This is a genomic window from Pseudomonas palleroniana, assembly GCF_003031675.1.
Taxonomy (GTDB): domain Bacteria; phylum Pseudomonadota; class Gammaproteobacteria; order Pseudomonadales; family Pseudomonadaceae; genus Aquipseudomonas; species Aquipseudomonas palleroniana.
Genome location: NZ_PYWX01000034.1, coordinates 40,795 through 56,669 on the forward strand (window position 1 = coordinate 40,795; position 15,875 = coordinate 56,669).

At 61.9% G+C, this 15,875-nt stretch carries 14 protein-coding genes; 5 read left to right on the forward strand and 9 right to left on the reverse strand.

The features are described from left to right. A complete protein-coding gene (locus C9383_RS12570) occupies nt 1-441 on the forward strand; it encodes a TadE/TadG family type IV pilus assembly protein (RefSeq protein WP_060755711.1) in 441 nt (146 codons plus the stop codon). Then, nucleotides 438-3,158, forward strand: coding sequence for an ATP-binding protein (locus C9383_RS12575; RefSeq protein ID WP_090367025.1), 2,721 nt, complete (start codon nt 438-440; stop codon nt 3,156-3,158). Before C9383_RS12570 ends, C9383_RS12575 begins: the two co-directional genes overlap by 4 nt. Here C9383_RS12575 and C9383_RS12580 read toward each other — a convergent pair. From C9383_RS12580 to C9383_RS12600, 5 genes are all read right to left on the reverse strand, one after another. Beyond that, complete coding sequence (locus tag C9383_RS12580; protein WP_090367027.1) at nt 3,155-5,131, reverse strand: pilus assembly protein TadG-related protein; 1,977 nt, start codon at nt 5,129-5,131, stop codon at nt 3,155-3,157. The two genes, C9383_RS12575 and C9383_RS12580, sit on opposite strands and share 4 nt — an antisense overlap. Before the next feature lie 382 nt (nt 5,132-5,513). Then, the gene (locus tag C9383_RS12585; RefSeq protein ID WP_060755009.1) at nt 5,514-6,071 is read right to left on the reverse strand and encodes a DUF4136 domain-containing protein; all 558 of its coding nucleotides are present in this window, start codon (nt 6,069-6,071) and stop codon (nt 5,514-5,516) included. Nucleotides 6,072-6,115: 44 nt separating this feature from the next. Next, nucleotides 6,116-6,718 carry a DUF4136 domain-containing protein gene (locus tag C9383_RS12590; RefSeq protein ID WP_060755010.1) on the reverse strand — a complete coding sequence of 201 codons (603 nt, stop codon included), beginning with the start codon at nt 6,716-6,718 and terminating at the stop codon, nt 6,116-6,118. Between the two features lie 23 nt (nt 6,719-6,741). Beyond that, nucleotides 6,742-7,491, reverse strand: a complete 750-nt coding sequence (locus C9383_RS12595) for a methyltransferase (RefSeq protein ID WP_060755011.1) — start codon at nt 7,489-7,491, stop codon at nt 6,742-6,744. Further along, nucleotides 7,484-7,792 (reverse strand): MazG-like family protein, encoded by a 309-nt coding sequence (locus tag C9383_RS12600; protein ID WP_003188211.1) that lies wholly within the window; start codon nt 7,790-7,792, stop codon nt 7,484-7,486. The genes C9383_RS12595 and C9383_RS12600 overlap by 8 nt, the downstream gene beginning before the upstream one ends. Before the next feature lie 179 nt (nt 7,793-7,971). On the opposite strand from C9383_RS12600, the gene C9383_RS12605 reads away from it, so the two are divergent. Next, nucleotides 7,972-8,265: a hypothetical protein gene (locus C9383_RS12605; RefSeq protein ID WP_060755012.1), complete on the forward strand. Its 294-nt coding sequence runs from the start codon at nt 7,972-7,974 to the stop codon at nt 8,263-8,265. Nucleotides 8,266-8,268: 3 nt separating this feature from the next. Beyond that, nucleotides 8,269-9,612, forward strand: coding sequence for an MATE family efflux transporter (locus tag C9383_RS12610; protein ID WP_090367029.1), 1,344 nt, complete (start codon nt 8,269-8,271; stop codon nt 9,610-9,612). A gap of 48 nt (nt 9,613-9,660) precedes the next feature. Here the strand turns inward: C9383_RS12610 and speA are convergent, their stop codons facing one another. The 4 genes from speA to C9383_RS12630 form a co-directional block, all read right to left on the reverse strand. Further along, nucleotides 9,661-11,574, reverse strand: coding sequence for an arginine decarboxylase (speA, locus tag C9383_RS12615; protein ID WP_060755014.1), 1,914 nt, complete (start codon nt 11,572-11,574; stop codon nt 9,661-9,663). A 142-nt stretch (nt 11,575-11,716) separates the two neighbouring features. After that, entirely contained in the window at nt 11,717-12,088 is a 372-nt protein-coding gene (locus C9383_RS12620; RefSeq protein ID WP_060755015.1) for a translation initiation factor Sui1, read from the reverse strand. A 182-nt stretch (nt 12,089-12,270) separates the two neighbouring features. After that, entirely contained in the window at nt 12,271-12,807 is a 537-nt protein-coding gene (locus C9383_RS12625; RefSeq protein ID WP_090367031.1) for an NUDIX hydrolase, read from the reverse strand. Between the two features lie 2 nt (nt 12,808-12,809). Then, nucleotides 12,810-13,787: a DUF2333 family protein gene (locus tag C9383_RS12630; protein WP_372241630.1), complete on the reverse strand. Its 978-nt coding sequence runs from the start codon at nt 13,785-13,787 to the stop codon at nt 12,810-12,812. 388 nt (nt 13,788-14,175) lie between these two features. Here C9383_RS12630 and C9383_RS12635 point away from each other — a divergent pair, with 388 nt between their 5' ends. Then, the gene (locus C9383_RS12635; RefSeq protein ID WP_060755018.1) at nt 14,176-15,846 is read left to right on the forward strand and encodes a response regulator; all 1,671 of its coding nucleotides are present in this window, start codon (nt 14,176-14,178) and stop codon (nt 15,844-15,846) included. Nucleotides 15,847-15,875 lie beyond the last annotated feature (29 nt).

The following is a 15,875-nucleotide window of genomic DNA, read 5'->3' on the forward strand; positions in this document are numbered from 1 at the left end:
ATGAGAACAAGCCTCCCCAAAAAGCAAAAGGGTACGGCGGCGATCGAATTCGTCGCCGTGTTCATGATTTTTTTCGGCGTGTTCTACGCAATGGTCAGCTATAGCCTGCCACTGCTGTTAAAACAGTCGTTCAACCAGGCGACCGCTGAAGCCGTGCGCCTGGTCGTGGGCCTGGACCCCACGATGCAAGGCTATGACGCGGCGGTGATCAACATGGCCAATACCACCGTCGCGACACGCCTGGGGTGGCTTCCCGCAGCCTTCAATTTCAACGCAGCGACACAGGTCACCACCACCTTGGTCAGCGGCCTGGTGACGGTAAAAATCAACTACCCCACGGCCAATCTGCAGAATGTGATGCCCTTTATCGTGTTGCCCGGCATTGGCAGCGTGCCGCAGTTGCCGGCGACGCTGCAGGCCCAGTCGAGCCTGCAGTTTTGACCGCCGGGGACAAACTCTTCGGGCGTCTGCTCGGCCGCAGCGGCGCGCTGGCCCTCGACACGCCGGCGCCACCTAGCGCGGGGCTGCACCTGCACCTGGATGCCCAGGGGCGCGTGCTCGATATCAGCGGCACCTTGCGCCAATACCTCGCGCCGCACGCAGTCGCGTTACCGTTGCAAGACTTGCTGTGCGCCGACAGCGCCCTGGCGGTGGAAGGTGTTCCCGCCGACTGGCAACGCCACAGCCTCGACCTGGATTTCCAGGGGGCCGCCGGGCAGCCCTTGCACACCCGTGGCACGCTGGAGCCGCACGCCAACGGCTGGTTGCTGCATGCGGTGGATATCGGCGATTTACTCGGCGGCCGGCAATTGGCCGAGCAACGCGAACAGAACCACCAGCTCACCAGCCTGGTCAGCGCGCAACTGCGGGTGTGCAGCCTCAGCCGTTTGTCCGAGGTGTTCAACGAACAGTTGTGCAGTGTGGCGCAGCGCTGGCGCATTCCCTGTGTGGCTCTCGCATTGCTCGATCAGGAAGACCAGGGCTGGCAGATCTACAGCCAGTACGCCAACCATGATGCGCCGCAGCTCTGGCACACCGGGCAGCGCCTCGGCACCTGCCTGGACAACCTCAACGGCACCACCCCGCTGGCGCTCAAAGCCCCCTATGGGCGTGGCGAGCACCCGCGTTTACACAGTGTATTCGGCAACGCCGATGGCTTCCTGGTGCCCTATCGCGACGGCCAGGGCGTCGCCGCGTGGCTACTGTGCGGCCCCTACAACGGCCATCCCCACTGCACGGATCGCGACTGGCTGAACCTCGCCGCCGCCCTCGCCGCGCCGTTGCTCAGCCGCGTGCGCGAACAGCACCACCACCAGCAGTTGGAGCGCCTGGAAGCCCTGCAAGGCTTGCTGGGTACCGGCTGGTGGGAGCTGTTGCCCAGCAGCGACGAGATCCAACTTGCCCCGCAATTGATGCGCAACCTGGGCCAGGCAGAAGAACCGACCCGGCAAGCCCTGGACACCTGGCTGCACCTGATCCACCCCGCCGACCGTCTTGAACTGCAGAGCCGTCTGCGGGATCTGCATCACCTTGGCAAACCTCTGCTCGCCAGCGTGCGCTTAAGCCGCAGCGACAGCACCTGGTATCGCGTCCAGGGCCAAGTGCTGGGCACCGGTGAGCAACGCCGTTGCATCGGTTTCATGCTCGACATCAGCGACATCAAAAACCAGCAGTTGCAGGCCGACGTCGCCCATTCGCGCCTGGAAAACCTGATCGCCAGCTCGCCCGCGATCATCTACGTGCAACGCTATGTGGATGGCGCGCTGCAACCGGTTTTTTTCAGCGACAGCCTGCTGCCGCTGCTGGGCCGTACCCTGGCCGAATGCAACCACGAAAGCCTGGTGCAATGGGTGCACCCGGATGATCGTGACCTGTACTTCCAACGCACCCGCCAGTTGCTGCGCGAAGGCAGCGTACGCAGCCGTTATCGGGTACAAGACAAACAGGGCGGTTACCACTGGCTGCTCGATGAAGCCAAGCTGTTGCGCGACGACCTCGGCCTGCCGGTGGAGGCGGTCGGCCTATGGCTGGACGTCACCGAGGCGACCTTGACCGCGCAGCAAGTCAAGGACAGCGAGGAGCGCTACCGAATTCTGGTGGAGGACTCCCCGGCGATGATCTGCCGCTACCGCCCGGACCTGACGCTGACCTTCGGCAACACGCCATTGGCCAACTACCTGGAATGCCTGCCGGCCCAACTGCCGGGCCTGAACCTGGGCGGCTGGTTGTCGGACGAACAACGCCAGGCGTTTTTACAACGCATCCACCAATTGACCCCCGAATTTCCGGTCAGTACCGCAGAAATCAGCCTGCAACTGCCGGGGCGCGAGCATGCCTGGTGGGTATGGTCGGACCGTGGGGTGTTTGATGAGCAGGGCGCGTTGCTGGAAGTGCAGGCCGTGGGCCGCGACAACACGGAAGTCCGCCGCTCCCAGCAACAACTGACCCAAAGCGCGAAAATGGCCACCCTCGGCGAAATGGCCACGGGCCTGGCCCATGAGATCAACCAGCCGCTGAACGTGATGCGCATGGCGATCGTCAACGTGCTCAAGCGCCTGAGCACCGGCAACGCACAGGTGGATTACCTCACTGAAAAACTCCAGCGCATCGACGCCCAGGTGCAGCGCGCGGCACGGGTGGTGGACCATATGCGCGTGTTCGGCCGCCGCTCGGAAGTCGAGCAGCAACCGTTCGACCCGGCGCAGGCGGTCGAAGGCACCCTGTCGTTGCTCAGCGAAGGTCTGCGCGGCAAAGGCGTCGAGGTGCGCGTGAGCCAGGCGGATATCCCGGTGCAAGTCAAAGGTCACATCGATCAGCTTGAGCAGGTGCTGATCAACCTGATGGTCAACGCCCGTGATGCGCTGCTCGGCCAGCGCGAGAGAAACCCCGAGTTACGCCCGTGGATCGCCCTACACACCGAGCACGACAGCCAGCACGTACGCCTCTGGGTCGAAGACAACGGGGGTGGCATCGACCCTCGCTTGCTGGAGCGCATCTTCGAACCCTTTTTCACCACCAAGCCGATAGGCGTAGGCACCGGGCTGGGCTTGTCGGTGAGCTATGGCATTGTGGAAAACATGGGCGGGCGCCTGAGCGTCAGCAACGGCGAGCACGGCGCACGCTTTTGCGTGGAACTGCCCAGGGCCACCGACGCTTAAATCACCAGGTAGGCTTCCCCGGTCTGGCCACAGCTCAGGTTGGCGCCGACATTCACGTTCGCCAGGCTGATCCCCAAGCTGTTCAACAGGTTGTTGAGGATCGGGTTCAACAGCGAGCCCAACAGGCCATCCACCACCGGTGTGACGATAGCGCTGACGCCACTGAGCAGCGACACGGTATTGGTGATCAGGCTGCCCAGCGGGTTACTGCCCACCGGCTGGTAGGCCGTGAGACCGACGCCGCTGAGGGTCGCGGAAAGGCTGCTGACCACATTGGTGGCCGGCGTGGCGGCTTGATAGGTCGGTGCAAGGCCGACGTTAGGCGGCGTGGCAAATGGCGCGGTACTGGAGAACACCTGGGTCTGGTTGCTTCCGGCGATCGGGCTTTGCACCTTGATCCCGATGCCACCGCCGGCAAACGGCACACGGCTGTCACAGCTGCCAATGAAGGCAATCATATGGCAGGTCTTGGTGCCGATATCGATCAGCGCCAGCGGCGCCACCGTCATCGGCTGGGTGGTCGAAAAAGCATTGGTGATGCTGCCGATATTCAGCGAGGCCAGCGAGGTAGTGGTGCTGGCCGTCAGGCTCTTGGTGCCCGTGCCGCCCGTTGGGCAATTGTAGGCGGTGACATAACTGCTGGCGCCACCGGCATCCAACACGACATTGAGCGGCAGGTTGCCCGGCATCACCAGCAAATCCAATTGCTGGCAACCAGCCCCCAGCAAGCACAAGGCCGAATTGATCGAGGTCACCAGGTTCAAGCTCAGCAGGCCATTGACCACGGGGGTCAGTGGCCCCAGCAAGTTATCCACCGCCGTAGTCAACCCCGACAAACTGTTCAACACCGGCAAACTCACCGTCACTTCGGTGCGTACCTGGGCCGTACGCACGTAGATCGCATTCGGCCCCTGTGGGTTGGCCGCCGCCAGCGCCGGGTTACCGACGGCCGACAGTTGCGGCGGCTGGGTGACTTTGACCTGGGTGGTGATGTTGGCCAGCCCCAGCAGGCTGACCGGCAAGGTCGCCGCCACCGCGCTCTGGCTGTTGGACAGTTGCACAATGCCCTGGACCAGTTGGAAGACTTGAAGGTTGGCGTTCAGCGCCGACGCCGTGGTGCCGGTCTGCACCTGCAGGATCTGCCCAAGCGTCAGCGGTGCCTGGTTGATTGCGGCCAATTGCAGGTTGCCCAGGGCGGTCAACACATCCACCGAGGCGCCGTTGGCGGTCAGCACATTGATCGCGGCCTGGATCAACTGCGTCGCGGTGACGTTGGTGTTGAGCAACTGCGTGTAATTGCCGGCGGTCAGGTTCAGGTTGATCGCCAATTGGTTGAGGTAACTGAGCAGGTTGATATTGGTATTGATCAGGCCATTCCAACCGGCGACCGTCAGGTTGACGTTGCCACCGAGCAGCCCGGAAAACAGCGGGTTCAACAGGCCGGCATTGGCCGTATTGACGCTGGCCAGCGTGCTGTTGATGGTGAGCTGGGCCAATGCCGGCGTGGGTATCGCCGCCACGGCCGTGGCGGTCAAGACGGTACTGAGGCTGAGAGGGTTGCCGGAGGTCAGTGCCCAGACGCCTGCCGCGATGCTGGTTGGCACGGTATTGCTGACCACCACTTGAATCGCTGACGACAGCGCCGGGTTGGCACTGAAGGTGCGCATGCCCGAAGCGCCGGTGGTCACCGAACCGCAGCGGGCCACCAAGGTATTGCCGTTGCCCAGTACAAAATTATTGCGCGCCACACTCTGCGCAGCAAAAGCCGCAGCGCTCAAACCGGCCTGGCACGTTCCCCCGCGGCTGACGGCCTCCAGCGCGGCCGTGTCCGCCACGCCTTGCAACTGGCGCTTGGCCAAGTACAAACGGCCGCTGTCGATCACCAGTAATGTGCACATCAACGCCAATGCCAACACACCTACCGTCATCAGACCCACGGCGCCACGCTGCTTGTCATGAAATCGGGGAGACATCGAGCACTCCTGTGCCGGCGAGTCGCCGAGCGCTTACTCTCCTGGAGTGTAGATGAGGGCTCATGCAAACGCAGGCGTCAGGGTACCGAAGGTCTTGTGTGGGGGGCTTGCTCCGCTATCGGGAGCAAGCCCTAACGCCAGTCAGTTAAAGGGTGGGCTGTAGAACACATCATCTGTAGTGAGCGGGCTTGCCCCGCGCTGGGTGGCGCAGCCGCCCCAAACCCAGGCACCTCGGTCCTTCTGAAATACCGTAGCGTCTTTGTTGGGGCGGCTTTGCCACCCAGCGCGGGGCAAGCCCGCTCACTACAGAGTTTGGTCGCGGCAGGTTCTTTTAACTGACTGGCATTAGGGCAAGTCCCCTGCCACAGGATTTGCGCTGTCTTTATCGGGGTGGGTAGTTGGACAGGATCTTGCCCACGGTGGAGCGAATCGCATTGCTGCGGTCCTGCGGGTTCGGCGAGCTGGCCATGATCTGTTCGTCACTGCCCCGCCATACCAGTTTGCCGTCCTTGCCGTCGAGCAAGTCGATCTGGATGGTCGCCACTTTGTAGGTGATGTTGCGCGTTTCGTTGTACATCGGCGCGCCCCAGTAACCATTCCATGGGCCGCCCCAGGCGCCGCCGTAATTGGTGGTGACTTGCTGCTGGCGGTCCTCGACGATCAGGTAGGCCTGCACCTTCAGGTCGGCATGCCCACCCGCCGCCGCAGGGCGCAAGCCGCGTTGGTCGAGTTGTTCGCCCACGGCCTGGCGGATGCGTTGTTCGGTAAGGTCGCTCTTGATCCGTGGATCATCCGGGCGGTATTGCAGCGCCGGGTCTTTCCAGGCCCAGCTGCGGTAGGCGCCAAAGTCGCGGCTGGCATCGAAGTCATGGTTGACCTGACTGGTCTGGCAGCCGCCCAGCAATACAACAACGGCAAGTGCAGCAATACGACGAAACATGGAGGTTCTCCAAAAGACGTTCGAGCCTGAAATGAGAATAGCGGCTAACTGGGCGGATAGGCGGACATTGCCTTCTGCATCGCCTCGCGCAATGCATCAGCTCGCTCACTCAGGCTGCCCTGGCTGCTGGTTTCGGCGCTGGTGCTCCAGACCGGCTGACGGGTGCGCGCATCGAACAGGCTGATCCGCGCCACCGCGACGGTGACTTCATAGGTGCGCACCACCGGCACCGTGTTGTACATGCCGTAACCATTGCCATAGCGGTTATAGCCGCCATAGCCGTAGCCATAGTCGTCCTGCACCTGCCGCAGGCGCTTTTCCAGGCGCACGTCGGCACTGACCAGCAGATCTGGCGCACGGTTGTCATGCAACAGGCGCAGACCGCGCTGGTCGAGGGCACCATTCACTGCCTCGGCAATCTGTGCCGAATCGACCCAGGCCGAGCCCGCCGGCAATTGGCCGTTGAGCCAGGCCCAACTGCGGTAGGCACCGTAGTCACGCACCGGCGCCGGGTAGGCGCTGGCATCGAAGGTCTTGGCCGCCTGGGCCGGTGCCGGCGGCATCGGCGCCGAAGCCGCCACATAGGGGTTGGGGCTGGAACAGGCGCCCAGACCGAGAGACAACAGGATCAAACACAGACGACGCATTTCGACCTCCGCAACTGGGCCGCTCAAACCGGACGGCAGATCCAGTGTAAATAACGCCCAAGTCCGGCAAAGCTTGGGTGACGACGATGAGCGAGTTCCATCTCCAACAAATCCTGCAGGTCGGCACGGGCCTGGAACTCCACAGGCATATAGTCGTGGAACACCCGCACACCACTTTGACTTTCGACTTGCCACAGCCCCTCAAGTTGCGCCGCCAACTCCCGTGGATCAAGCGGCTGTTGCGGGGTGAGGCTCTGCTTTTCGCCGGCCATGTCGTTCTTGCGCATCTTGCGGAAGTGGCCTTTGAGCAGGTTGCGATAAATCAGCGCATCGCGGTTGTAGAACGCCAGCGACAGCCAGCCACCAGGCACGGTGAGTTGGTGCAGCACCGGCAGGATCGCGTGGGGTTCGGCCAGCCATTCCAGCACGGCGTGGCACAGCACCAGGTCGTAGGGCTCGGTGAGCTGCCCGAGCAAGTCCTGCCAGGGCGCATGGATAAAAGTCGCGGCCTGCCCGGCCTCGGCGAAACGTTGACGGGCGCCCTCGAGCATCGGCTCGGCGGGTTCGGCCAACGTCACGTCATGGCCGCGCTCGGCCAACCACAGCGACATGTGCCCCAGGCCCGCACCGATGTCCAATACGCGCAACGGGCGATCCGGCAGCGCTTCACTAAGGTCGGCCTGCAATACAGCCAGGCGAATGGCGCCCTTGGCACCGCCATAAATCTTCTCGGCGAACCGTGTGGCCAGTTGGTCGAAATGACGATCACTCATGGGCAAACCGCCGTTCGCTATCGGCCAGCTTGGCGCGCACCACCTCGTTCATGTCCAGGCCCAACTCACTGCACAGCAACAACAGGTACAGTACGATGTCGCCGACTTCCTGGCCGGCGTGGGCGAGTTTGTCCGCGGGCAACTGGCGCGACTGGTCTTCGGTCAGCCACTGGAAAATTTCCACCAGCTCGGCCATTTCCACACTGGCGGCCATGGCCAGGTTTTTCGGACTGTGAAATTGCTTCCAATCGTTGGTATCGCGGATGCGATGCAAGCGTTCGGTGAGGTGTTCAAGGTTCATGCGCGGGCTCCTGAAGGCGTATAGCTTCGGGCGGATAAGCCATCAAGGCAAGTGAATCCAGCGACGCCCAACACAGCCCATGATTACCACGCGGCAAACCTCTATGCTTATAGGGAACTCGCCGGGCGCAATCGCAACCCAAGGCACAGCAACGTCCACTCTCTCATCAGGGCACACACATGCAGGTAGAAAGCTTTTTCGGATGGTTGGGCCAGGCGCTCGGTTCCATCATCCGCTTTATCGTCGACGGGCTCAGCGGGCTATTCGGTGCCTTGACCAACGCCGGTGGCAACTTCGTCGATGGACTGTCGCGCACCTTGGGCATGGACACCTCGATCATCAGCATCATTACCCTGATCATCGGCCTGATGCTGTTGTACTCGGCGGTGCGCGCCTTTATGCGGGCGTCGATCATCGTCGGGATCATCTGGCTGATGCTGGGCCTTTGGCTGCTCAGCTGGGTCGTGCATTAATAATTGAATACCCTACTCACCGACTGGCGCCACCGTTCCACCCATCGTCGCGTCTGGGCCCTGGCCGCACCGATGATCCTGTCCAATATCTCCGTGCCGCTGGTGGCCCTGGTGGACAGCATGGTCATCGGTCACCTGCCCCACGCCCATCAATTGGGCGCCGTGGCCGTGGGCGCCAGCCTGTATACCTTTCTCGCCTGGGCCATGGGGTTCTTGCGCATGGGCTCCACCGGGTTTGCCGCGCAAGCCGCCGGGCGCGGCGATGGCGCGGCGTTGCGGCAAATCCTGCTGCAAGGTCTGTCGCTCGCGCTGGGCATGGCGATAGTGCTGGGCACAGTCGGCATTCCTCTCAGCCACCTGGCCCTGGAATGGATGCAACCGTCCCCCGAACTGACTGAGCTGACCCGCGAATTCTTCCACACCCGCCTGTTCGGCCTGCCCGCCGCACTGGCCAGCTATGCGCTGGTGGGCTGGTTCCTCGGCACCCAGAACGCCCGTGCACCGCTGGCGATCCTGCTGACCACCAACCTGGTCAACATCGCCTTGAACCTGTGGTTCGTACTCGGCCTGGATTGGGGGGTAGTCGGTTCGGCGCGAGCGTCGGTGGTGGCCGAGTGGGCCGGCGCCCTGCTCGGCCTGGCGATGACGCACAAAGCCCTGCGCGCCTACCCCGGGCATATCGCCTGGGCGGCGTTGACGCGGTGGAAAAGCTGGCGCCCGCTGCTGGCGGTCAACCGCGACATTTTCATCCGCAGCCTCGCGTTGCAATCGGTGTTTTTCATGATCACGGTGCAAGGTGCGCGCCTGGGTGACGCCACCGTAGCGGCCAATGCACTGCTGCTCAACGGCCTGCTGCTGACGGCTCACGCGCTGGACGGCCTGGCACACGCGGTGGAAGCGCTGTGCGGTCACGCCATTGGTGCGCATGATCGCCAGGCCTTGCGTCGCTCACTGGTGGTAGCCGGCGGCTGGTCACTGATCGCCAGTACGGGGTTCGCCGTGCTGTTCACCTTCGGCGGCCACCTGTTTATCGCCATGCAAACCGATATCGCCAGCGTGCGCGAAACCGCCGACCGCTACCTGCCCTACCTGGCCGCGCTGCCGCTGATCGCCGTCTGGAGTTACCTGCTGGACGGCCTGTTCATCGGCGCAACGCGGGCACGGGAAATGCGCAATGGCATGCTGCTGACGGTCTTGCTGACATTCCCATTCGCCTGGGCGTTGCAGGGCATGGGTAACCACGGCCTGTGGATAACCTTCCTGCTCTTCATGGCGCTGCGCAGCCTGACCCTGGCATTCATCGGCTGGCGCCTGAACACGCAGAATCGCTGGTTGGTCGGGTCATGAAATAAAAAACCCACCTGAGAAGGTGGGTTTTGCTCAACCGCTATCGCCTCACGACGACAGGTAAGACGAGCGAGTCAACCCGAGGCGCAATGCGTCGAGGAACTGGGTACGTTCACTCGCACTGATCTTCGCGCTGGCGCACTTGTCACGGTAGTGCGTCATCAACTCCTCCGGCGACAAGTGCACGTAGCGCAGCATGTCTTCGATGGTGTCATGGGTCTCGATCCCGGCGCTGTACACCGAACCGTCTTCGCGCTGGTAGATGTTCACCGAATCGGTATCGCCGAACAGGTTGTGCATGTCTCCCAGGATTTCCTGGTAGGCGCCCACCAGGAAGATACCCAGCAGGTAGTCCTCACCTTCATTCAGGGCGTGCACGGGCAGGCTGGTCTCGATGGACTGCTCATCGACGTACTGCTTGATCTTGCCGTCGGAGTCGCAGGTCAGGTCCTGCAATACCGCACGGCGCAGCGGCTCTTCGTCGAGGCGGTGCAGCGGCAGGATCGGCAGCACCTGGCCGATAGCCCAGGTGTCCGGCAGGCTCTGGAACACCGAGAAGTTGCAGATGTACTTGTCGGCCAGCTTGTCGTTGAGTTCATCCAGCACCTGGCGGTGCGAGCGCTGGCGCGCCTTCAACGAGTTGTGCAGGCGGCGGCACACGGCGAAGTAGCATTGTTCGGCCAGGGCTTTCTCGGCCAGGGTCAGCTTGCCGTCGGCGTACTGGGCGGCCACGTCGCTCATGTAGTGCGTGGCGCGCCAGTAGGTTTCGGTGACCATTTCGATGTCGGTCGGGCCGAGCAGGTCGACCAGCCACTGCACGGTCTCCGGCAGCGCTTCCTTGTTCTCGATCTGCGGCACGTCGTCGTTGTGTTTCTCGACGTCGGTGACCTGTACCACCAGCATGGCGTGGTGCGCGGTCAGCGAGCGACCGCTTTCGGAGAAGATGTGCGGGTGCGGCAGGCTCTGCGCATCGCAGAATTCCTTGAGCATCCCCACTACCACGCCGGCGTAATCGTCCATGTCGTAGTTGATCGAGCTGGCGTTACGCGAGTGCGTACCGTCGTAGTCCACGCCCAGGCCGCCGCCGACGTCAATGTGGTCCACCGGCAGGCCGAGGTTGCGCAGCTCGCCGTAGTAACGGATGGCTTCCTTGAACCCATGCTGGTAGTCGGCCAGGTTGGCGATCTGCGAGCCCATGTGGAAGTGCAGCAGGCGGATGCCCTGGTCCAGGCCGGCAGCGCGGAAGCGCTCGACCACCGACAGCAACTGCGCCGCCGACAAACCGAACTTGGATTTCTCGCCGCCAGTGTCCGCCCATTTGCTCGACGCCAGCGACGACAAACGCACGCGCAAGCCAACCTGTGGCTTGACCTTGAGGCTCGCGGCCTCTTCGATCACCAGGCCGACTTCGGACTCTTTCTCGATCACGATAAATACATTGTGGCCCAGCTTCTGGCCCATCAGCGCGAGGCGGATGAACTCACGGTCCTTGTAACCGTTGCAGACGATGGTGCCGCCCTTCGGTGCCAGGGCCAGCACGGCCAGCAGCTCAGGCTTGGAACCGGCTTCCAGGCCGATGGACACGTTCTGGGTGGCGATGATGTTTTCGATCACCGCTTCCTGCTGGTTCACCTTGATCGGATACAGCGCGGTGTACTTGCTCTGGTATTCCAGGCGCTCGATGTTCGAATCGAACGCGCCGGTCAGTTGGCGCACGCGGTCTTGCAGGATGTCAGGAAAGCGCACCAGCAACGGCAAGGACAAGCCGCTTTTGCGTAACTCGTCGACTTGCTCGTACAAGTCGACGGGTGTGCTGTTCGGACCGTTCGGACGGACTTCAACGCGACCGGCATCATTGATCGCGAAATACCCGGCCCCCCAATGGCGAATCCCGTAAACACTGCGGCTGTCCGCAACTGTCCATTGGCTGCCATCGTCTTTGCGTGTGCGTCGTACGGACATCGAAGTCCCCTATAAATGAAGTCGAAGGCACCGCCCCCATCTGAGGCTGGCGCAGTCTAAAGAATTAAAATGACGATTTGCCTGTAAGAGAGGTAGACCCCGCTCGCAGGACAGAGTTTAGACACAGGTCGGGAAGAGGCTTTCAGCCGCCGGACTTCTTGGCCTTGTACCCGAGCTTGATCAGCTCGGCCAACAGCAACTCGACGTGATCGCCCTGGATCTCGATGACGCCGTCTTTCAACGCGCCACCGGTGCCACAGCGCTTTTTCAGCGTCGTGGCCAGCTCCTTCAGGGCATCTTCGGCCAGCGGTACGCCGGTGATGGTCGTCACCGTCTTGCCGCCACGGCCTTTGCTCTCGCGTCGCACGCGGGCAATGCCGTCGCCTTCAGGGATCAGGGTCTGTTTGCAGGTGCAAGCGGCCACGGGCTGACGACAGTCCGGGCAGTGTCGACCTGCGTCGGTGGAAAATACCAGGCCACCAAGGGCGGCGAAGGATGCGGCTTTTTTGGCCACCGGCAATCCTCTTGGGAGGACAAAGACAGATCGGTACCTGCGAAGAGGTCACCGACCGCGAAGCCCCACTCAGGCAGGGGCAGCGCTACCGAACCGCACAGGGTGGTTCGGGTGAAAAGTCGCGCAGTGTAACCACAAAAAGCCGACTTGCTAAGAGCCAAATGGCGCCAATTTATACAACTTTAGCGACGCGAGGCCAGATAGCGCCGCAGGCCCTCTTGAGCGTCCGGGCAATAAGGCGTTTGCTCAGCCTCCAGCAGCACGGTTTCAATGGGTAAAAAGCGTGCTTCCATGACTTCCTCTGGCTGCAACCGCAGGGGGCCATCCCACACGGCGGAGTAGGATTTGCACCAAAGCCGGCTATCGCCGTCTTCAAAGAAGAAGTGATCGCACTCGGTCAGTACCGCCCCGGCGACGCCCAGTTCTTCTTCCAGCTCCCGCGCCGCCGATTCAGCGTAGGACTCACCTGCCGCCACCATGCCACCCGCCGCCGTGTCCCAGAACCCGGGATACAGCGCCTTGCTCAGGGTGCGTCGGTGCACACACAGCAAACCTGCCGAATTGAACAGGAAGATAAAGGTGCAACGGCCGATCAGGCCGCGCTGGCGCAGGTCAGACCTGACGAGGTGGCCGAGCAGGTTGTCTTGCCTGTCGACCCAGCAGATCAGTTCAGCATCAGAGGCCGCACGGTGCGCGGCCTCGTTTGGAGTAGCGTCCATCATCAACCCTGGTTGAGGAGCTGACGCAAATCGATCACTGCAGCGTTTGCCCGGGAAATATAGTTGGCCATCACCAACGAGTGGTTGGCGAGAACGCCGAAACCACTGCCATTAAGAATCATAGGACTCCAAACGGTTTCCTGCGAGGCCTCCAGTTCGCGAATGATCTGACGCACGCTGACGGTGGCGTTCTTCTTGGCCAGCACATCGGCAAAGTCGACTTCAATCGCGCGCAGCAAATGGGACAATGCCCACGCCTGGCCACGGGCTTCGTAGAACACGTTGTCGATCTGCATCCACGGCGTTTCCACCACTTCTTCATCGACCTGCGGCACTTCACCTGGAGCCAGGGCTTCAGTTTTCAGTGCAGTGTTCAGCTTGACCCGGCCCACGCTGGCCGACAGGCGTTGCGACAGCGAACCCAGGCGTGTGGCGACATCCCCCAGCCAGTTGTTCAGGTTGTCGGCACGCGCATAGAACAGCGCGCCCCGCTGGTTCGGGTCAGATAGGCGCGCTTCATAGCGGCTCAGGGAGTTGATGCCTTCCTGGTATTCCGACTCACTGGACGGCAGCACCCAACTCTTGTTGTCGAAGTTGAAGCGCGGCTCGGCCTTGGCCAGATCGGCGTCTTCAGCCGACTGCGACTGGGAACGGGCAAAATCCTTACGCAGGGCGCGGGTCAGGTCACGCACCTGTACCAGTACGCCGTACTCCCAGCTCGGCATGTTGTCCATCCACAGGCCAGGCGGGAAACGATCGTTGGAAATGTAGCCACCGGGCTTGTTCAGCAACGTGCCGACCACGGTCTTGAGGGTTTCAACGGTGGTGTAGCCCACCACCATCTGCTTGCCTTCCTTCTCGGCGGCAAGCTGGGCGTTTTGCTGGACCGGGAACAGCGCCGGCTCTTCGCTCCAGTACCAACCCAGGGCACCGGTGACCAACAGGTACAAGCCCAACACGCTGAGCAAGGCTTTGCTCATCAGCAGGTTGCGAAAGTAGCCACGATTGGCCGACTTGGGCTCAGGGGCGGGGCCTTTGGCACTGCCTTCACGGTTTTTCCAGTCCAGCATGGCGATATCCTTTCAATCACTTGAGTTCATGCACATCAATTGTCCGGGTGCGTTCAAACACTCCGACCACAACCCTACCCCATCGTGCCCGCCGGTGCGGGCCTTTTAAACGAAAGTGGCACACAGGCAGATTCGACTATAAAGGATGCACGCTTTTTACGCTGCGCGACCACTCGGTCAAAAACTGAATGGCAGGGACTTGCACTTAATTGACGTATGACACTCATGCAACATAAAAGAGGTGCTAGCATAGAGCCATCAGTCGACCTCAGCATGCACCCTCACTAGTAGTCAGGATATGACCGAGCCAGAAGACCCCAGCCGTGAGCGTCTCAAGCACCATTTTGCCCAGCGGGTAATTCATCAGGCACGTCAAATTCTTGAGATCTGGCAACGCCTGCAACGCAGTGAATGGTCGAACGCCGATTTCTCCGAACTCAGCGAAGCCAACCTGCGCCTGCTGCGCTTCGCCGAGCGCTTCGAGCAGCCGGAGCACGGTCAGCTGGCACGGCATATCGGCGAGTCCCTGCAGGCCGTGGACGAAAATCGCGGGCGCTTGAGCAGCCAACTGATCACCGAACTCAACCGCCTGATGCAACGCCTGTCACGCACCGGCCTGCGCCAGGGCGACCAGTTGGAACAAACCTTCCTGCCACCGATGCGCAAGCCGATCTACGTGATGTTGGCCGATCACGACCGCGCCGAGCGCTTGGCCAAGCAGCTGGAATTCTTTGGCATGAGCGCCCAATCCCTGGACAGCATCGCGGCTTTTCGGGCGTCCATGGCCGAGCGTCTGCCGTCCGCCATCGTGATGGATGTGGACTTCTGCGGCGAAGGCCAGGGCCTCAAGCTCGCCGCCGAAGCCCAGGAGGGCTTGGAGCAAAAGCTGCCGCTGCTGTTTTTCAGTTTGCATGAAACCGACACCCCGACCCGCCTGGCCGCCGTGCGCGCCGGCGGCCAGGAGTTCCTCACCGGCACGCTGGAAGCCTCAAGCCTGCTGGAAAAGATCGAAGTGCTGACCTGCGTTGCCCAGTACGAACCCTATAAAGTCCTGATCATCGATGACTCACGCGCCCAGGCATTGCACACTGAGCGGCTGCTCAACAGTGCCGGTATCGTCACCCGCACCCTGATCGAACCGATCCAGGCCATGGCTGAACTGGCGGATTTCCAGCCAGACCTGATCATCCTCGACATGTACATGCCCGCCTGCACCGGCACCGAACTGGCCAAGGTGATCCGCCACAACGACCGCTACGTCAGCGTGCCGATCATTTACCTGTCGGCCGAGGATGACCTGGACAAACAGCTGGATGCCATGAGCGAAGGCGGCGACGACTTCCTCACCAAACCGATCAAGCCGCGCCACCTGATCACCACCGTGCGCAACCGCGCCGCGCGTGCGCGCAACTTGAAGGCGCGGATGGTGCGCGACAGCCTGACCGGCCTGTATAACCACACCCATATCCTGCAACTGCTCGAAGACTGCAGCTTCCGCGCGCGCCGCGAGAACAAGCCGTTGAGCTTCGCCATGCTCGATATCGACCATTTCAAACGGGTCAATGACAGCCACGGCCACCCTATGGGCGACCGCGTGATCAAGAGCCTGGCGCTGTTTCTCAAGCAGCGCTTGCGCAAGACCGACTATATCGGGCGCTACGGCGGTGAAGAGTTCGCCATCGTGATGCCCGACACCGACCTGGAATCGGCCTGCAAGGTACTGGATGAAATCCGCGGGCGTTTTGCCGAAATTCACTACCCGGCCCAACCCCAGGATTTGTGGTGCACCTTCAGCGCCGGCCTGGTGGAATTGTGTGATGGCTCCGACAGTTTGATGATGGCCGCCCAGGCCGACGAGGCGCTGTACCGCGCCAAGGATGCCGGACGCAACCGCGTACTGGCCGCACGCACGACAAGGCAAAGTGCCACTTTTTCACCGGAATCCACTGATTCCGTCATAACTATGTAATAGAAACGCAATAACTTCAGGCACTTATC